Below are 19,042 nucleotides of genomic sequence, written 5' to 3'. Positions count from 1 at the left end.
TTCCACCCGTCGATCGGGTCGTGTGGCCCGCGCGGGCCGAACGGAGTCTGGTGCGTGGCCGGTGGGGGTCCTACGATCACCGGCGTGGGCCAGCTTTCGTTCTTCTCGGCCGAGGCACGGCCCGCCCGTGTGGCGGATCTGGCCGGGCTGCTGTGCGGGCCGGGACGGGTGACCACGTTCGGACGTGGCACGGCCGCACGGCTTTCCGTGGTGGTCTCCGAGACGTGGCGGGCCCGGGCGTTGGTCGAGGTGTGCGCCGAGCGCGGGGTGGACGTGGAACTGGGGCGTGACGAGGCGGGGTATTCCCTGCTCCGCACCCCTTTCCGGGCCGATCTGACCCAGCTGGCGGCGTGCTGGTTACACGGCGAGGTAAAGTCGGTGCCGAACGGATTCATCCCGGATGGTTCGGCGCTCCGAGTCTGGGTGCTCGTCTCGGGCGCCCCTACTGCTGGGGGCTATCTTCTCGGGCTGGATCCGGGTGTGCCGGAAACGCACGGACCGTTGGCCAGTTCCCTCGGTCGGGTCGGCCTGCCCGCGCGGACGGTGGGCTCGCCGGGAAGCCAACCCGCTCTGCGGATCGTGGGCAGACGTCGTCTGATGCGGTTGGCCGAGCTCGTCGGACCGGCGCCGGAGGGCGTCGCTGGGGGAGCGTGGCCGTTCTCGCCGTGAGTCGTTCGACACAGATCCCCCCTGTCGTCACGGAGGAACACCGCCTGCATCGGAGACGTTCGGCCCGGTGAAACGAGCGGAACTGACTCGACGTGTGTCACGCTGTGCGTTCCCCGGCGCGGTGAACCCGACCGTGCAGGGTGCACACTGACGAATCGGACACCTTCGGACGAGAGCAGGGTAGGCGTGGCTGGCTCGACACGGACGAAGAAGGACGGCGCCAAGGGGCGCGCTTCTCAGGCTTCCACCGGGAGTTCCGGCGGTCGGCGATTGGTGATCGTCGAGTCCCCGGCGAAGGCGCGCAAGATCGCTTCCTTTCTCGGCGCTGGGTACGAGGTCGAGTCCTCCCGCGGGCACATCAGGGACCTGCCGCGCGGTGCGGCCGATGTTCCCGCCGACTACAAGGGGCACTCGTGGGCGCGGCTCGGTGTGGACGTGGACAACGGTTTCGAACCGCTGTACCTGGTGACCGACGACAAGCGGGAGACGGTCGAGGAGCTGCGGGAGGCACTCTCCGGGGCCGAGGAGCTGTACCTGGCCACTGACGGCGACCGCGAGGGCGAGGCCATCGCCTGGCACCTGATGGAGACCCTCCAGCCCTCGGTGCCGGTGCGCCGCATGGTCTTCCACGAGATCACCGAGTCCGCGATCCGGGCCGCCGCCGCCAACCCGCGCGAGCTGGACCACAACCTGGTCGACGCCCAGGAGACCAGGCGCATCCTGGACCGGCTCTACGGCTACGAGGTCAGCCCCGTGCTGTGGAAGAAGGTCATGCCGAAGCTCTCGGCGGGCAGGGTGCAGTCGGTGGCCACCCGCATCGTGGTACAGCGGGAGCGCGAGCGTATCCGCTTCGTCCCCGCCGAGTACTGGGACATCGCCGCGACACTGCGCTCCGAGGAGGGCGACGGCGAGTTCGGCGCGCGGCTGGTGACCGTGGACGGGCAGAAGCTGGCCACCGGCAGGGACTTCGGTCCGGACGGGCAGCTGACCGGTGACGCGCTCGTGCTGGACGAGCAGCACGCCCGGGAGCTCGCCTCCGGCCTGGAAACGGCCGAGCTGACCGTGTCCAGCGTCGAGGAGAAGCCCTACACGCGGAAACCGTACGCGCCGTTCATGACCTCCACGTTGCAGCAGGAGGCCGGTCGCAAGCTGCGGTTCTCGGCGGACCGCACGATGCGCACGGCGCAGCGGTTGTACGAGAACGGCTACATCACCTACATGCGTACGGACTCCACCACCCTGTCCGACACGGCGCTGTCCGCGGCCCGCAGGCAGGCGGGGGAGCTGTACGGCAACGACCACCTCTCCGCCCAACCCAGGCAGTACACGCGCAAGGTCAAGAACGCCCAGGAGGCGCACGAGGCCATCCGCCCCGCCGGGGAGAACTTCCGCACCCCCGGCGAGGTGGCCTCCGAGCTGGACGCCGACGGCCACCGGCTCTACGAGCTGATCTGGCAGCGCACGATCGCCTCCCAGATGGCCGACGCCAAGGGCACCACGATGACGGTGCGGGTGAGCGGCACCGCCGCGAACGGACGGGAGTGCGTGTTCGCCGCCTCCGGTCGGACGATCACCTTTCCCGGTTTCCTCAGGGCCTACGTCGAGTCCGTGGACACCGAGGCCGGTGGGGTGGCCGACGACGCGGAGTCGCGCCTGCCCCGGCTGGCCGAGGGCCAGTCGCTGCGGGCGGGCGAGCTTCGCCCGGACGAGCACACCACCAACCCCCCCGCCCGCTACACCGAGGCGAGCCTGGTCAAGGCGCTGGAGGACCTGGGGATCGGACGTCCCTCCACCTACGCCTCGATCATCAGCACCATCCAGGAGCGCGGCTACGTGTGGCGGAAGGGTTCGGCGCTGGTGCCGTCGTGGATCGCCTTCGCCGTGGTCGGGCTGTTGGAGCAGCACTTCTCCCGGCTGGTGGACTACGACTTCACGGCGGCACTGGAGGACGAGCTCGACCGCATCGCCGAGGGGGCGCAGCAGCGCACCAAATGGCTGCACGGCTTCTACTTCGGCGGTGACGTGGGACCACAGGAGTCGATCGGTCGTGCCGGTGGGCTGAAGAAGCTCGTCGGCTCCGGCGTGGAGGAGATCGACGCCCGGCAGGTCAACTCGATCCCCATGTTCACCGACGACCAGGGGCGCACGGTGTACGTGCGCGTCGGCCGCTACGGGCCCTATCTGGAACGTGCCACGTCGCCGGGGGAGAACGGCGACGGCGGCGAGACCCAGCGCGCCAACCTGCCGGACGCCTTGGCTCCCGACGAGCTGACCCCGGAGGTGGCGGAGAAGCTGTTCGCCACCCCGATGGAGGGACACCGGCTCGGCACCGACCCGGAAACCGGCAACGAGATCGTGGCCAAGGACGGCCGTTTCGGGCCGTACGTGACCGAGATCCTGCCCGAGGGCTCCAAGGGCAAACCGCGCACGGCCAGCCTGTTCAAGTCGATGTCGTTGGACACCGTGACCCTGTCCGACGCGCTGCGGCTGCTCTCGTTGCCGCGCACGGTGGGCACGGATCCGGACACCGGTGAGGTGATCACCGCCCAGAACGGCCGCTACGGCCCCTACCTCAAGCGGGGCAGTGACTCGCGGTCCCTGGAGAACGAGGAGCAGATCTTCTCCATCACCCTGGAACAGGCCCGTGAGCTCTACGCGCAGCCGAAGCAGCGTGGTCGTCGGGCTCCGGCCCCTCCGCTGCGGGAGCTGGGCGAGGAACCCGACACGGGACGGACCCTCGTGGTCAAGGACGGCCGTTTCGGGCCGTACGTGACCGACGGGGAGACCAACGCGTCGTTGCGCAAGGGCGACACGGTGGAGGAACTGACCAAGGACCGGGCGATCGAGCTGGTGGCCGAACGCCGGGCCAAGGCCCCGGCCAAGAAGAAGAGCCCGAAGAAGTCGAAGAGCACCACCGGTTCCACCGGTGGCGGCGGTTCCCGGTCCAACGGTTCGGCGAAGAGCGGTTCCGGTGGGAGGAAGGGGACCTCCGCCAAGGGCACGAAGTCGTCCTCCACCCGCAAGGCCGGTTCGGCGGCCTCGACGTCCGAGGACTCCGGCGCGGGGAGTTCGGCGGGTGGGGACGCGCGCAGTGCCGCGGGCAGTTCGAACGGTTGACCGGGGGCGCCGCCGGGGCTGGGGCCGGTGTGGCTCCCACCGCCGGTGGCGCACCCGGAGTGAGAGGCGTCGATGACGGAGCAGGATGTCTCGCCCGCTCAGGGCATCTGGTCCGAGGTGATCGGACAGCCCGCCGCCGTGCGCACCCTGACGGCCGCGGTGCGCGCCGCACGGCGGGCCCTGCGGGGCACCGGTGACGTGACGGATGGGGCGATGACCCACGCCTGGCTGTTCACGGGGCCGCCGGGTTGCGGTCGCTCGCTCGCCGCGCGGGCCTTCGCGGGAGCGTTGCAGTGCTCCGACCCGGACTCGCTGGGGTGCGGGGCGTGTGCCTCCTGCGAGACGGCGTTGGCGGGCACGCACGCGGACGTCACCACCGTGGCACCTGAGGGGCTGTCGATCTCGGTGTCCGAGATGCGGTCGTTGGTGCAGGCCGCCGCCCGCAAGCCCAGCACCGGCCACTGGCGGATCGTGGTGATCGAGGACGCCGACCGGCTCACCGAGGGCGCGGGCAACGCGCTGCTCAAGGCGGTGGAGGAACCTCCGGAGCGGACGGTGTTCCTGCTGTGCGCCCCCTCGGACCACCCCGCCGACGTCCCGGTGACGATCCGGTCCCGGTGCCGGCCCCTGCAACTGCGCACTCCCCTGACCGGGGCGATCGCCGAGTCGCTCCGCCACAGGGACGGTGTGGACGCGGAGACGGCGGAGTGGGCCGCGTCCGTGTGCGGGGGGCACATCGACCGGGCCAGGAGGTTGGCCACCGATCCCCAGGCGCGGCAGCGACGGGAGGACGTGCTGCGGATCCCGCGTGGCCTGCGGGACCTCTCCGAGGTGTTCACCGAGGCCGGGGCGTTGGTGCGCTCGGCGGAGACCGAGGCCTCCGAGATGCACGAGGAGCGCAACGAGGCGGAGAAGGAGGAGCTGCGCACCGCCATGGGGGCAGGGGGAAGCGGCAAGGGCGCCTCCTCGGCCGCCAAGGGGGTCAACGCGGCCCTGAAGGAGCTGGAGAAGAAGCAGAAGGCCAGGACGACCCGTTCCCAACGGGACGCCCTGGACCTCGCCCTGGTCGACCTGGCCGGTTTCTACCGGGACGTGCTGGCCACCCGCTTCGGGGCCTCGGTTCCGTTGAACCATCCCGATTTCGCCGGGGAGATCCGCGGTGCCGCCGAGGAGTGGACCTCGGAGACCACACTGCGTCGGCTGGAGGCGGTGCTGCGCTGCCGCACCGCCCTGAACCGCAACGTCAAACCCGTGGTGGCGGTGGAGGCCCTGGCCGCCGAGTTGTACCGGTGACCGCTGCCGGCACGAGGAGGCGGCAGCGGATCAGCGGCGACGCGGCAGCGCGGCGATGAGCACGGCTCCGAACAACAGCAGCAGGGTTCCGGTCCAGAAGAGCCCCACCGCGTGGTAGGCCCCGGAGGTTTTCGGCAGCGGCGGATCCGCCACCTGCTTCACCGGCGGTGTGGTCGGTGACTCGGGAGCGGGTTCCCGCTCACAGTGGATGCCCCCTTCGGGTGCCTTCGCCCTGGCGAACTGTTCCCCGAACGAGATCTTGGCCAGCGCGGTGGAGAACCCGAGGAAGTCGTTGGGCAGGATCTCCAGGTCCAACAGTCTGGCTCTGGCGCGCATCTCGGTGCCGACCCTGTCCTCGGTGAGTTCCCCCAGACTCAGACGCAGCACTCCGAGGTCGATCACCCCGGGGCGGTCGGTCTCGCCGACCACGGCGGTGCCCGGCGTGTCCCCGTCGCTGGGCAGTGGGAGTCCGATCGGAAGTTCGAACTCGGGATGGGCGGCGTCGAGAGTGAACAGTTCCTCGCCGTCCCGGCTGATCCGCAGCACGGGAGCGGTGTAGTCCACCGTGGACGTGTCGGGGTCGCCGGTTGCGGTGGCCGTCAGGCGCGGAGCGCTGACCACGTCGACCCGGAGTTCCTGGGAGGTTCCCGCGAACAGGCGAATGCTGGCCACCTCGAACTCGGAGGTGGACCGGACCGCTTTGCCCTTCTGCCCTTCGGCGTCGACCAGCCGCACGTTGGAGTGGGCCCGCATAAGGTCGGGAACACGCAGCAGCGAGCCGGCCGTGGGCTCGGAAGCCGCGGGCCCGCCGAGCAGCCCGCCCAGCCGCTCCAGCGGGGCGAACGACTCCTCGGTCCGTTCGTCCGCGGCCCCGGGTGCCGCCTGCGCGGCCCGCTGGGCCAACTCCGGCTCCTTGTCCTTCAGGGCGGGCAGCACGTTCACCGCCGAGATGCTGGCCAGCGAGGTTTCCGCGTCGGAGATGGGGCTCACGCAGGGGCCGAGCCGTTCGTCCCAGCGGGCGTGCACGCTTCCTTCGAGCAGTCCGAGGTCGAGCAGCTTGTCCAGGGGAGAGGAGGGGGGTTCGAGCCCGCGGGTCTTCGGTTCCTCGTGGTCGGGCACCGCCGTCTGTGCCAGGGAACCGGGCAGGGCGGGTGCGTGGCCTCCGACGGCGAAACCGAAGGGGGCCGCCTCCGCCACGGCCCTTTCCTGGGCCAGGTAGGCCTCGGAGTTGGCTTTGGCCACCGAGATGCCCATGCCGGTCTCCACCAGGGCCTGCCGGGGGATCTTCTCGTCGAACTCGGGATCGTCGATGATCGACTCACCGGGCACGGCGTTGGGCAGCACGCGCAGCATACCTATGCCGGTTCCCGCCTCGGCCACGACCGGGCCGGGAGGGGGATCCTCGGGTTCCGAGGCGCCCGGTGGCTGGTCCGGGAACTCGGGACTGGGCACCGGCGTGCTCGGTGGAGTGCTCTGAGCGGCGGCGGGAAGGCCCAGAAACCCCACGGCCAGGGAGACGACGGAGCACACGGCGATGCGGTGGACGGTGGGTATGCGCATCCGGCACCTTCCGACTGTTCGTGATCGAGGTCACCGTGGGGCTCAACGAGCGGGGGGTCTGCGAGTGACGTTCGGCGGCCCGCTATAGTGGGACCAGGCTGCGCCGCCTTAGCTCAGTCGGTCAGAGCGACGCACTCGTAATGCGTAGGTCAGGGGTTCGACTCCCCTAGGCGGCTCTGCTGCGGCGGGAGGTGAACCTTCACCTCCCGCCGCTGTTTTCTGGGTAGCGCGCGTGGGGTGTCTGACCGCCCCGTCTCTGATCGTCGAAGACGAGCCCGGGCTGAGGGTTGAGAGTCTCCGACACCGTTGTCGCTGGTAGGATCTCGAACTGCCTGGCCGAACACCACGGATCCGTGATCAGACTGGATACACGTTGTCGTACCGTCAACCGGTGTCTGGCTGAAGCCGTTCGGGAGCTGTCTTCATCCGGCGAATTAGCCCAAAACTGGAGAGAATGTGTAGAAGGTTATGCACTCAATCGGTGGTCAACGGGCGGAAAAATTGTGTGATACCGTCCGGATTGTTGCTGGCGATATGTCCTTTCCTGGTTTGTGTACTTACTTAGAATGTGAGGGCGGGACTGCCGAGGCGTACAAGGAATTGGTTTCGGATCAAGTGGAAGGACTTACGGTGGCAAAGGGTCCGGCGGAGCGAACGAGGAACTCTGTGAACGATTCGGTGGAGGCGATTGAAGCGGAACAAACTGCGATCAGACAAAAGATCACAGACCTCGGTGGAGAATGGACCCGTTCTTCGGTGGATCTCGGAGATGCCACGACCAGTGACGGTGACGTTTCGAACTGGAAGGTCAACTGATGGGATTCGGACCGTTTCCGTACGTCAGTTTCGTACAGGTGTCACCTCAACTGGAACGAAGAATCAGAAGCTCGTGCGCGAGCAGGTCCGTACCCTCGTTGATTGTTGCTCCGATCATCGGAATCATCGTGCTGTTCCTGGACGGCCATCTCATGTTCGTCAAACTACTGCAGGGACTGTGTGCTCTCTTTCTGTTGGTGTCCGGGAGTTATCTTCTGGCGGGGCGTTCCAGTGTGTCATCCGGATATCTGAATCTGACGGTCGCTGCGCAGGTGCGACGCCCGCTGCTGGCTCTGACGATCGTTGAGGCGGTGCTGTCTCTGCTTTCTTATGTGCCCTTGTTGGTGCATCTCACGGAACCAACGGACGTCGCGACAGCATCCGTTGTAGTGGGAATCTTTCCACCTCTGGTTCTTTTTGGCCTGTCGTTCGTGAATTACCGAGTCGCTCGCGCACTGCTTCCTCCGAGTGCGGAAATTCTTCGGCAGTACGGTCTGCCCGCTCGGGTCGTTGGGCCGCCTCCCGATTTTGGGAAGCAGTCATAGCGATGAATCTCGTGGCATTATTCTTTGCCCAATGGGTGTCCCGTTCCTGAGCAGATTTGGTGGGCCTACGAAGGGGAAGTTGTGAGGGGGCTGTCGGGGATACGGGAGTAACCCGGATTCCTCACCGGCGATGTTCGGATGTGGGAAAGGTGTTCCTTCTTTCGTGACGACAGAGGAAGTACCGTACCTCGGAAAATGATATCTCGTGCGATATCCAAAGTTCCGGCGAGGAAAATTTTTTAGGTTCTCTGTTCGCGAGTAAAATATGAAAAATGCTCGAATCGCGACGTGCTCCTCGTCCGTCCTGCGAGCGGGCCGGAGATCCATTATGTTCCGGACCGTGGTGCGGCGGATCCGTGGTCCGGGATGACTTCGGGTCCGCGCCGTGACTCGTCGGTGCGAGCGGGAGGAACGTTGTCGAGCTCCTGGGTGTGGGAGACCGGGTCGTCCGGGGACGTGGCCGGATGTCCCTGACGGGCCCGGTGCTGGCCGAGGCGGCCTCTCCCACGGATCTGTTCGCGGCGCGGTTGCAGATGGCCTTCTCGCTGGGATGGCACATCGTGATCGCCTGCTTCGGCGTGGGAATGCCCGCGATCACGGTCTTCGCCGAGTGGCGGGGTGTACGCACCGGTGACGAAGCCTACCGGTTGCTCGCACGGCGCTGGGCCAAGGCCATGGGAGTGCTCTTCGCCGTGGGGGCGGTCTCGGGCACGATCCTCAGCTTCGAGATGGGCGTGCTCTGGCCCGGCATGATGGACACCTACGGGCAGGTCATCGGGCTGCCGTTCACACTGGAGGGTTTCGCCTTCTTCGTCGAGGCCATCTTCCTGGGCATCTATCTCTACGCCTGGGACAGACTTCCTCCCCGGGTGCACGTGTGGACCGGAATCCCGGTGTGCGTGGCGGGAGTCGCCTCGGCGTTCTTCGTCGTCACGGCCAACGCCTGGATGAACCAGCCCCGGGGGTTCGAGCTGCGGGACGGTCGGATCGTGCACGTGCGGCCGTGGGCGGCGATGTTCAACCCGGCGGCCTGGCCGCAGAGCGTGCACATGATCCTCGCGGCCTTCATGGTGGCCGGATTCGGCATGGCGGCCGTCTACGCGGCGGCGATCCTGCGTGGCAGGGACGACCGGTACCACCGGCTCGGTTTCCTGGTGCCGTTCTCGCTGGGGGCGGTGCTCACCCCGGTCCAGATCGGAGTGGGGGACTGGGCCGCCAAGTTCCTCGCGGTGAACCAGCCGATCAAGCTCGCGGCGATCGAGGGTGTGCACGAGACGGCGCGTCATGTTCCGCTGCACATCGGTGGGATCTACCGGCAGGGGGAGATGGAGTACGCGGTCGAGATCCCCAGTGGACTGTCCCTGCTGGCCCACTGGACCCCGGAAGGGCGGATAACCGGGTTGACCGCGGCTGCCGCCGAGAACCGCCCCCCGGTGAACATCGTGCACTGGTCCTTTCAGCTCATGGTGGCCATCGGCTTCGGACTGCTGGTGCTCGGGGCCTGGTGCGGGCTCGTGTGGTGGCGTCGCCGGAGGATGCCCCGAGGGCGGGTCTTTCTCGCGCTGGCCACAGCGGCCGGTTTCGCCGCCCCGCTCGCGGTGGAGTTCGGCTGGATCACCACCGAGGTGGGCCGCCAGCCCTGGATCGTCTGGAGTCGGATGCGCACCGCCGAGGCCGTCACCCCCGTGCCCGGCTTGCTCTGGGGGCTGCTGGCCGTGCTCGCGGTGTACCTCGTGATGACCGTGGCCAGCGTCTACGTGCTGAGACGCCTGGCCCGTGCCCCGTTGGCCCCGCAGGAACACGACGAGGAACTCCGATGACTCCGGCGGACTGGTTCATCGCTGTCATGTGGTTGGCGCTGACCGCCTACGTGCTGTTGGGTGGGGCCGACTTCGGGGGTGGCTTCTGGGATCTGCTCGCCGGTGGGACCGAGCGGGGTTCCGAACAACGCGCGCTCATCAATCACTCGATCGGTCCGGTCTGGGAAGCCAACCACGTGTGGCTGATCTTCGTGATCGTGCTGTGCTGGACCGGGTTTCCCGGCGTGTTCGCCTCGGTGGCCTCCACGATGTACATACCGTTGACTCTGGTGGCGCTGGGCATCATCGCGCGGGGAGCGGCCTTCGCGTTCCGCAAGGCGAGCACCGAGTCGGGGCACCGCCGGATGTACGGGATCGCTTTCGCCTCCTCCTCTGTGGTGACTCCGTTCTTCCTCGGAACGGTGGCCGGGGGGATAGCCTCCGGACGTACCCCGCTGGGGATCGCCGAAGGTGGGCTGATCACAAGCTGGGTGAATCCGACCTCCGCGCTGGGGGGAGTGCTCGCGGTGGCCGTCGCGGCCTACCTGGCGGCGGTGTTCCTGTGCGCCGACGCGCGCAGGGAGGGCGAGCCCGAGCTCGCCGAGGTCTTCCGGCGCAAGGCGCTCGGTACCGCCGTGGTCACCGGGGTGGTGGCCCTGGCCGGTATCGGGGTGCTGCACGCTGACGCTCCCCGGCTGTACGCGGGGTTGGTGGGCAGGGGGATCGGGGTGATCGCGGTCTCCGCGCTCGGCGGAGTCGTTTCGCTGCTGTTGCTGCTGACCAGGCGTTACCTGCTCTCGCGGATCGCCGCTGCTGTGGCCGTGGCGGCTCTGCTGTGGGGATGGGCGGTGGCCCAGTACCCCTTGGTGCTGTTGCCGGACACCACGATCGCCGAGGCCGCTGCCCAACCCACCGTGCTGCGAGTGAGCCTGTGGGTGATCCTGGTCGGGGCCCTGGTGCTGCTTCCGTCCTTGTGGTGGATGTTCAGCCTGTTCCAGCGGGGCACTTCGGCGGAACGCACGCGGACGGGTTCCGAATGAGTCGCGGTGCTGCTCCTTCCGAACGGCATGCGGGCGGGGCGAACACGCCGATGAGAAAAATTCTTCGGTTCGGTGTCCACCGAAAGGAATGATAATTTTCGTCGAATCGAGGTATGGTCCACGATTCGACGCTGTTTTCGAGTCCTTTTCGTCCGGAACGGGGAAACACCGTCGGTGGACGGAATGCTCCCCCGGTGCTCCCTTCCGCGTGTGCGCCGGTCCTTGTGATGCCGCACGAACACGGCGGCACGAGGCCGGGCTGCGCTGCTGATACATCGCTGGTTCGGAAGGCCCGACGATTCCGTTCCGGGATGTAATATGATCACCGCGTGGCCAGCTCCGCGAGTTCTTTCGAGGCGGTGTCGCACAGCCACGGGGCATGACGTGATCGAGCACTCCGAGCGGTGGTCGGGTGCTGGGGTGGTGTGAATGGGGGGCACTGTTCGGATGAGGTGCCGGAAAGACGTGTGGGCCCTCTTCCGGGGGATTTTCCGGGATGTGTTCGCGGTGGGACTTCCCGGAATCTTTCCGTCGCGACCGCTCGGTCCGTCGTGGACGACAGTTCGCGGAGTGGTGCCAGCGGTGTTGCCGTATCCGCGGCCCCGGTGTTCCCGCGTTCCGGTGAAGGGGCCGCTGGGGGCGTACTCGCGGTGCGTGACCGCGGGAGTCGGGACACGCTCGGGTGATCGTGGGTGGTGCTTACTTTCCCGCTAGCGGGGAAGTGTCGTCGGCTCCGCCGAGTGGTGCACGCGAACGACGACCCGTGGCGGTGCCGTCCGCGCGGGTGGGGGAGACGTCGCTTCGATCCGCCGTGCTTGCCCGGAAAGCGTGTTCTCCGGTTCGGTATGTTGGCTTTCCGTCGTGGTCGAGTACCCGGAACCGGGTCTTTCTCCGGGCAGGGCAACGGTGTGGGAGACCGTGTCGGAGAAGAGTGTCCGAAGTGGTACAACCCGTGTTCATGACGCGTGTGATCGTCTGGGAGAGCTCGTGGGTGAGGTGGCGGGTCGGTGGTCGCCGGTGAGCGGGATCGGTACCTCCGTTCGGAGGTACCGAACGCGTTCCGTTATTCGATCAGCTCGGGCGTCACCCCGTCAGCCGATTGCAGTAACGCTGTTGAGCTATTTCGATCACAGTGACGCCGTGAAGGGATCGTGTGATGAGCAGTACCGAGGTCAGTACGGGGATAGTCGGAGGAGGTGTGCTCTCCGCCGACTCGCCACCCGATGACGTCGCGCGACGCATCGCGGACCTCTCCGAGCAGGCGCATCGGGCGCTGCTGTTACGACGTCTGCTGGTCGTGTGGGCACTGCCCGTGAACGTGGCGTTGCTCGCCTCGGCCGTGAGCTACTTCGTGCTGGGAACGCCGGGATGGGGGATGATCACACTCGTCTCGGTGATTTCGGTGATCTCCGTAGTGTGTTCTGCCTTCCTCCTGTACCGCCAGTACTTCAAGGTACGCGGTATGGCGATCGAACTGCGTGAGCTGAACCAGGCGCGGCGCGAACAGTTGCTGGAGGAGGTGGGTTCGGGGGACCTGTTGTCCGCGCACAAGCGTTACCGCGTGTACCTGCCGGACGCGGTGCGCGCCTACCGCAGACAGGCCCGCCGCTACCGTTCCGTGCACAACACGTTGCAGATGGTGGTCATCTCCGGGTCGATAGTGACCTCGGTGGTCGCCGCGGCCTCCGTGTCGATGGCCCCCGCGCGGTGGGTGGCCGTCGGGCTGAGTCTCGTGGTGGCCGTGACGGCGGCGCTGTCCGGGTACGGGAAGTACCGGGAGCGCAGCGTGAACCTGCAGTTCACCGCCGACTCCCTGGAGCGGGAGTACCACTCGGTGGAGTTGCGTGTGGGCAAGTACCGCCGTTTCGACAGTGAGCAGGCCGCCTACGCCGAGTTCGCCAACGAGGCCGAGGTGTTGTTGGACGAACACGCCAAACGTCAGCAACAGGTGGGGCCCGCCGTCCTCCCGGACACTCTTGTTTGACCCTTTGGTGTGAGTCGGATTGTAGCGGAGGGGTAACTGGGGAGTTTTTGATTACTTTTCGTGTAAGGCCGGTTGTCGGTAATCGCTGAACCGTGTCCAGTGGCGTTTCCGTAGGCTCTTTGCGGCGCGCAGGACCGCCCCCTGTGCAGAGAGGAGCAAGGCGATGAAACGCACTGTGAGCGCAGCGGCCGCTCTGTTGGCGGGAAGCGCGGGCGCCGTCGGACTCGCGGGCACCGCCGTGGCGGAGACCCCCGCCCTGCCGAGCGAGCTGCCCACCGACGGAAGCACCGCCCAGGCCGCCCACCACACGGCCACGACCCTGCACTCCGCCGAGAAAGTGGTCGGAGACGTCGTTTCCGCTCCCGGGGCGAGCGCTCGTTCCGGCGACGACGTTCCCGCCGTGCCCGCGGGGCTCCCCGGCCACGATCAGCCCGTCCCCGGGATCGCCGACGCCCACTCCGTGGACGAGACGAGCGGTGTGCTGCCGGAAGACCTGCGGCGGCGCGACGGGGCCTCCGCCCCGTCCACCGGTGGGGACCTGCTCGGCGACTCCCCGCTCGGAGGACTCCTCGGCGGGCTGCCGATCAGCGGCCGGTAGAACGTCGGTGACGCCTCCCTCCGGGGCGGGACCGCGTGTGTTCGCCGTCGCCGCCCCGGTACGGGACCGGCGCCCTCGGAACGCGAGGGTCCCCACCGCACCGGGTGGGGACCCTCGTCGGTTCCGCATTCCGGGAAGAGGTCAGTGCCCCTGCTCCTTGGCGCGTTCGTACGAACGCTTGATCTCCGCCTCGGCGTCGTCCCTGCCGACCCAGGTGGCTCCCTCGACGCTCTTGGCCGGTTCGAGATCCTTGTAGACCTCGAAGAAGTGCTGGATCTCCAGCCGGTGGAACTCCTGGACGTGGTGGATGTCCCGGATGTGCTCCTGCCGGGGATCGTCGGCGGGAACACAGATGATCTTGTCGTCGCCGCCCTTCTCGTCGCGCATCCGGAACATTCCGATCGCGCGTGCACTGATCAGGCAGCCGGGGAAGGTCGGCTCCTGCACGAGCACGAGCGCGTCCAACGGGTCTCCGTCCTCGCCGAGGGTGTGCTCGATGAACCCGTAGTCGGCCGGGTACTGGGTGGCGGTGAACAGCGTCCGGTCGAGACGGATCCGCCCCGTCTCGTGGTCCACCTCGTACTTGTTGCGGTTCCCCTTGGGGATCTCGATCGTGACGTCGAAGTCCACGCGGTTCCTCATTCGTCCTGACGGTGTTTCGGACGGCGACCCCTCGTGCGGTCCGCCGACCGCTCGGATGTCGCCGGAACGGCCGTGCCGTTGCCGACCCTTTCTCGGGGAGTCCCCGATCGCCCGCGCACTGGCGGACCGTCCGGCGTCGGGTCGGTCGCGGCGGCGCGCAGGCCGCACGACGACCCTCGCCGCTCGCCGGTGGAATGCGCGTACAGCGTAAGTGAGCGTTCCCGGATCCGGCTTGGCGGGCCGTCCCACGACGGTGCCGAGCGGCGGGCCGACGTCGAGCACGGGCGAACCGTTCGCCTCCACCCGCGGGCGTGTCGTGACCGGGCCGTCACCGACCCGCCCCACGGCGAGCCCTGCGGCAGGGGTCCTCGCATCGTGTCCCTCGTCTCCGGCTCTTTCGGGTGTGGCTGTGCCCGCCTGTCGTTCCGGCGCATCTAGTGTGGGACACGTCAGCCGTTCCAGCCGCACGACAGTGCGCGAGATCGCACCCGCGGACAGGCAGTAGCCCAGGAGGAGTCCCGTGCCCGAGCCCCAGGAACCGGAGGGCGAGACCGGCGAGTACACGGAGACCGACGTCTCCGAGGAGGCGGACACCGGTGCCGCCGCCGTCTCCGGCGAGCGGGACGCCACGTGCTCGCGAGGGGACGAGCAGTCCCCGGCCTGGCCCACCGAGGACCCCGAGGAGGCCACCCCGGGGGCGGATTCCGAGCCGGTACCGGAGTGGCCGGAGCACGACGAGGCAGCTGTCGAGAGCACGCAACGGCTGCGCACAGCCTCCCGTGATCCCGACCCCGAGGGGGAACGGGAGGAGCCGGACTCCCCCGCCGGGCCGTGGCCGAGTGACCCGATCTCGGATCCCCCGACCACGACGATCCCCGTCGTCGGCGGAGAGGGGGCCTGCGGTTCCTCCGGAGTTCCGGGGGCCTCGGACGAGCGAGGTGAGGGTGCCGGTGGGGCAGACCCCTTCACCGGGAACGCGCTGGCGGGCAACGTCCCCCCAGCCCCCGAGCGCCCGGCGGAGCCCTCCGACTTCGGGATGCCCTCGACCACTCTCCCCGTGTTCCCGTCCTCCGGGCGGACCGTCGGTTCCGGGCAGGCCCCGCCCTCGACCGGGACGGCTCCACCACGGGCTCCGGCGGAGGACACCGACTCCGGCGGGGAGTCCTCGGCCGAACAGGCCCTCGGTGAACAGCCCCCGGCCGAACAGGCCGTCGGCGAACCGGCCGCTACTGCCGGGGAGGACACACCCGGCGATGACGAGGGATCAACCCGGAGGAGAGGACTCGGCAGGAAGCCGACCGTGCTCCTCGCCCTGGTGGGGGTGGTCGTGCTCGGCTGCACCGCGGTGCTCGGAACACTGGCCTGGTGGGGCGGGACCACTCCCCGGTCCGACGGACCCGCGCTCGCATGGCTGAACCCCTCGGTCCGAGGACTGGACTCAACCGCCCCGACCCCGACCCGGGACGGCCTGGCCGCCGCGCTCGACGACACGGCCGCGCGCCCGGAGCTGGGTGAGTTCGGTGGAGTGGTGCTGGACTCCGCCAGCGGGAAGGTGCTGTGGAGTCATCACGAGGAACGGGCCATGACCCCGGCGTCGACGAACAAGCTGCTCACCTCGTGCGCCGCGCTGCTGGCCGTCGACCACGACTTCCGGTTCCGCACCACGGTGGTGCGGGGCGAGGACCCGGGCAGCCTGGTGCTGGTGGGCGGTGGGGATCCCACGCTGTCCGCCCTCCCCGAGGGGGAGGAGTCGGTGTATCCGGGGGCGGCGCGGCTGGACGAGCTGGTGCGCGAGATCCGCGAGACCACCACAGGCGAGATCGAGTCGGTCAAGGTGGACGTGAGTCGGTACAGCGGTCCCACGCTGGCCTCCGGTTGGGACCCGGACGACGTGGACCGGGGATACATCGCCCCGATGCGTCCGGTGATGCTCGACGGAGGGCGCGACGATCCCACGAGCAAGGTCAGTGCGCGCGGCCATGAACCGGCTCTCGACGCGGGCAGGGAACTGGCCTCCCGACTCGGGGTGTCCTCCGAGTCGGTGACCACCACGACAGTCCGGGAGGGTTCCTCCGAAGTCGCCGAGGTCGAGTCCCCGCCGTTACGGGAGCTGGTGGGCAAGCTGTTACGGGACTCGGACAACGTGCTGGCCGAGGCCGTGGCGCGCCAGGTCGCGATCGCCACCGGTCACGAGCCCTCGTTCTCCGGAGCCACGGAGGCGGTGCGCGAGGTGTTGGAGGAGCACGGCTTCGACACGGACGGACTCCGCCTGCGGGACGGCAGCGGTCTCTCCGAGCGGGACCGGGTGACCCCCCGGTTGCTGGGGGAGGTGTTGCGCACCGCGAGCGCGCCGGCGGACAGTCCCTCCGGAGCCAGCGCGCGGTTGCGTCCGCTGCTCACCGCGGTCCCGATCGCCGGTGCCACCGGCAGCCTCGCCGGACGCTACGAGGACGGGCGTTCCGCGGAGGCACGCGGTTGGGTGCGGGCGAAAACGGGAACGCTCACCGGGGTGAACGCGCTGGCGGGCACGGTGGTCACCGAGGACGGACGCCTGTTGGGTTTCGCGTTCCTCACCAACGACAGCCAGGCCGCGCGGGCCCGTCCGCTGCTGGACAAAATGGCCGCGCACCTGCACGAGTGCGGTTGCCGGTGACCGGCCTCCGGGGCGCTCCTTCCGAGGTTCGCCGCCCTGCTCCGATGCGTGTACGGTCAGTGCTGTGAGTGTTCGTGCTTCCGCGTTCTCCGTGCCGCCGCGTCGTACGGTGTCCGGGTACGGCGGCCCGGAGCGTTCCGGACGGATCCGGGACGAACGTGCGGCCGCCGGGGCTGGGTCGGGGACGATCGACTGGGATCTCGCCGTGGGCACGGCCGCCAGGCTGCTCGGTCCGGGACCGGAGATCTCCCGCGCCGAGGCGGACAGTGCGGTGGCGAGCCTGCGCGAGTACAGCGTGGGAGCCGAAACCCATGTGCGCGAGGTGACCGGGTTGGGCGCGGAACTGCCCGTGCGTTCCGGAGACGTGGTGGACCGGCCCGGATGGCTGCACTGCGCGAGCAGAGGGTTGGCCGAGCTGACCGAGACGGCCGTCGAGAACGCCGTGTCCGCCGGGGCGGAGCGCTCCGGTGAGCTGTTGGCGGCGGTCAGCAGTCGTGGTGCGGGACTGCAGGCCGGCGTGGTGCTGGCCTATCTCGGCAGCAAGGTGCTGGGGCAGTACGACCCCTTCGCCCCCGCCGGGTCGGCGGACGAGGATCCGGGCAGGTTGTTGCTGGTGGCACCGAACATCGTGACGGCCCAGCGCGCGCTGGACGTCCCGGAGCGGGACTTCCACATGTGGGTGTGCCTGCACGAGTCCACCCACCGGTTGCAGTTCAACGCGGTCCCCTGGCTGCGCGAGTACTTCGCCGACAGCGTGGGTGAGCTCATGGGGGAGATGGACGGCTCCACGGGCGAGATGCTGAGCAGGATGCCGGCGGCGGTGCGGGAGGTGCGTTCCGGCCGTTCCCGGGAGTCCGACACCAGTCCCGGGGTGTTGGGGCTGGTGGAGCTGTTGCAGACACCGCGGCAGCGCGCGGCTCTGGACCGGATCATCGCTGTCTCCACCCTGTTGGAGGGCCACGCCGACCACGTGATGGACGCGGTCGGCCCCCGGGTCGTTCCCAGCGTGCGCACGATCCGGGAGCGGTTCACCCGCCGCCGCGCGGGCGGGGGGCTGTTGGACAGGGTGCTGCGGAGTCTGCTGGGGATGGACGCGAAGATCAAGCAGTACGCCAAGGGCGCCGAGTTCACCCGGCACGTGGTGGACACGGTGGGCATGGACGGGTTCAACGCGGTGTGGAGCCGTCCCGACCATCTGCCGACCCGCGCGGAACTGTCCGCTCCGGCCGAGTGGGTGCGCCGGGTGCACGGGTGACCGCACGCCGCCGCGTGACCGGTGGCCGCGAACCCGGAGGGTGAGGGGCACAATTCCGGTGTGCCTCCAGCCCCCTGTGTGAGTGAGATTCGCGTCGCGGTGCGCAGACTGCTCGATTCCGAACAGGCCGCCCGTTACCGGGGAAAACCGCTGGTGGTGGCCTGCTCCGGCGGGCCTGATTCGCTCGCGTTGGCCGCGGCGGCGGTGTACGTCGGCCGTCACCGCCACGTTCCGGTGCGCGCGGTGGTCGTCGACCACGGCCTGCAGGAGGGTTCGGAGGCGGTGGCCTCACGGGCGGCCGAACAACTGGGAGGGCTCGGTTGCTCCGGGGTGGAGACGGTGCGGGTCACCCCGCGGGGCGGTGGGGGACCCGAAGCGGCGGCCCGCCGTGCTCGTTACGAGGCGCTGCGCCGGTGCCGACCGGAGGGGTCTCCCGTGCTGCTGGGACACACCAGGGACGACCAGGCCGAGACGGTGTTGCTCGGCCTGGGGAGGGGCTCCGGCCCCCGGTCGGTGGCGGGGATGCGGCCGGTGGATCCGCCGTGGCTGCGTCCGCTGCTGGAGGTCTCCCGCCGGACCACCGAGGCGGTCTGTGCCGAACTGGGGCTGTCCCCGTGGAGGGATCCGCACAACACGGACTCCCGTTTCACCAGGGTACGGCTGCGCACCGAAGTGTTGCCCCTGATGGAGGACGTGTTGCAGGGTGGGGTTGCCTCCGCCCTGTCCCGGACGGCGGCGCAGCTCCGGGAGGACGCGGACGCGCTGGACGCGCTCGCCGAGGAGCTGCGCGCGCGGGTGCGCACCCCGGAGGGACTCGACGCGCAGGCGCTGGCCTCGAACCCGCCTTCGCTGCGCAGACGAGTGCTGCGGGACTGGCTGCGCGCGTGTGGTGTCCCCGAGCTCAGCGATGCCCATCTGCGTGAGGCGGACGCGCTGGTCGGTGACTGGCGCGGTCAGGGTGGTCACGCTCTGCCCGGAGGGTTCGAGCTGATTCGTGTGCGCGGAACTCTTCTGGTGGAATGCGGGGGTCGCCGAATCGAAGAACGAGCGAGCGACGGGTGAACAGCGACC

13 protein-coding genes and 1 tRNA gene are annotated in these 19,042 nt (G+C 68.9%); 12 read left to right on the top strand and 2 right to left on the bottom strand.

Annotated features, from left to right (window positions below; all coding sequences use genetic code 11):
• Nucleotides 1-84: 84 nt before the first annotated feature.
• From ACTMO_RS0116780 to ACTMO_RS0116770, 3 genes are all read left to right on the top strand, one after another.
• Complete coding sequence (locus ACTMO_RS0116780; RefSeq protein WP_026449336.1) at nt 85-669, top strand: hypothetical protein; 585 nt, start codon at nt 85-87, stop codon at nt 667-669.
• Between the two features lie 186 nt (nt 670-855).
• A complete protein-coding gene (gene topA / locus ACTMO_RS0116775; RefSeq protein WP_026449335.1) occupies nt 856-3,786 on the top strand; it encodes a type I DNA topoisomerase in 2,931 nt (976 codons plus the stop codon).
• Nucleotides 3,787-3,858: 72 nt separating this feature from the next.
• Nucleotides 3,859-5,079 carry a DNA polymerase III subunit delta' gene (locus ACTMO_RS0116770; protein ID WP_019855842.1) on the top strand — a complete coding sequence of 407 codons (1,221 nt, stop codon included), beginning with the start codon at nt 3,859-3,861 and terminating at the stop codon, nt 5,077-5,079.
• 30 nt (nt 5,080-5,109) lie between these two features.
• Here ACTMO_RS0116770 and ACTMO_RS0116765 read toward each other — a convergent pair whose 3' ends face one another.
• Nucleotides 5,110-6,639, bottom strand: coding sequence for a hypothetical protein (locus ACTMO_RS0116765; protein WP_019855841.1), 1,530 nt, complete (start codon nt 6,637-6,639; stop codon nt 5,110-5,112).
• A gap of 102 nt (nt 6,640-6,741) precedes the next feature.
• Here ACTMO_RS0116765 and ACTMO_RS0116760 point away from each other — a divergent pair.
• The 6 genes from ACTMO_RS0116760 (at nt 6,742) to ACTMO_RS0116740 (ending at nt 13,421) form a co-directional block, all read left to right on the top strand.
• Nucleotides 6,742-6,815 (top strand) — tRNA-Thr (locus ACTMO_RS0116760).
• 490 nt (nt 6,816-7,305) lie between these two features.
• Nucleotides 7,306-7,455: a hypothetical protein gene (locus tag ACTMO_RS23105; RefSeq protein WP_157062926.1), complete on the top strand. Its 150-nt coding sequence runs from the start codon at nt 7,306-7,308 to the stop codon at nt 7,453-7,455.
• Between the two features lie 1,009 nt (nt 7,456-8,464).
• Complete coding sequence (locus tag ACTMO_RS0116755) at nt 8,465-9,820, top strand: cytochrome ubiquinol oxidase subunit I (protein ID WP_033402027.1); 1,356 nt, start codon at nt 8,465-8,467, stop codon at nt 9,818-9,820.
• Nucleotides 9,817-10,839 carry a cytochrome d ubiquinol oxidase subunit II gene (locus tag ACTMO_RS0116750; protein WP_019855839.1) on the top strand — a complete coding sequence of 341 codons (1,023 nt, stop codon included), beginning with the start codon at nt 9,817-9,819 and terminating at the stop codon, nt 10,837-10,839. The genes ACTMO_RS0116755 and ACTMO_RS0116750 overlap by 4 nt, the downstream gene beginning before the upstream one ends.
• 1,156 nt (nt 10,840-11,995) lie before the next feature.
• The gene (locus tag ACTMO_RS0116745) at nt 11,996-12,823 is read left to right on the top strand and encodes a DUF4231 domain-containing protein (protein ID WP_051099102.1); all 828 of its coding nucleotides are present in this window, start codon (nt 11,996-11,998) and stop codon (nt 12,821-12,823) included.
• 163 nt (nt 12,824-12,986) lie between these two features.
• Nucleotides 12,987-13,421, top strand: a complete 435-nt coding sequence (locus ACTMO_RS0116740; protein WP_019855837.1) for a hypothetical protein — start codon at nt 12,987-12,989, stop codon at nt 13,419-13,421.
• A 141-nt stretch (nt 13,422-13,562) separates the two neighbouring features.
• On the opposite strand, the gene ACTMO_RS0116735 is transcribed toward ACTMO_RS0116740, so the two are convergent.
• A complete protein-coding gene (locus ACTMO_RS0116735; protein ID WP_026449334.1) occupies nt 13,563-14,051 on the bottom strand; it encodes an inorganic diphosphatase in 489 nt (162 codons plus the stop codon).
• Between the two features lie 532 nt (nt 14,052-14,583).
• On the opposite strand from ACTMO_RS0116735, the gene dacB reads away from it, so the two are divergent.
• The 3 genes from dacB (at nt 14,584) to tilS (ending at nt 19,033) form a co-directional block, all read left to right on the top strand.
• Entirely contained in the window at nt 14,584-16,716 is a 2,133-nt protein-coding gene (dacB, locus tag ACTMO_RS0116730; RefSeq protein WP_019855835.1) for a D-alanyl-D-alanine carboxypeptidase/D-alanyl-D-alanine endopeptidase, read from the top strand.
• A gap of 64 nt (nt 16,717-16,780) precedes the next feature.
• Nucleotides 16,781-17,971 (top strand): zinc-dependent metalloprotease, encoded by a 1,191-nt coding sequence (locus tag ACTMO_RS0116725; protein ID WP_157062925.1) that lies wholly within the window; start codon nt 16,781-16,783, stop codon nt 17,969-17,971.
• A 78-nt stretch (nt 17,972-18,049) separates the two neighbouring features.
• The gene (tilS, locus tag ACTMO_RS0116720) at nt 18,050-19,033 is read left to right on the top strand and encodes a tRNA lysidine(34) synthetase TilS (protein ID WP_019855833.1); all 984 of its coding nucleotides are present in this window, start codon (nt 18,050-18,052) and stop codon (nt 19,031-19,033) included.
• Nucleotides 19,034-19,042: the final 9 nt, after the last annotated feature.

Source organism: Actinopolyspora mortivallis DSM 44261 (assembly GCF_000384035.1).
GTDB classification, from domain to species: Bacteria; Actinomycetota; Actinomycetes; order Mycobacteriales; family Pseudonocardiaceae; genus Actinopolyspora; species Actinopolyspora mortivallis.
This window is presented reverse-complemented; position numbering and strand designations above follow the sequence as displayed.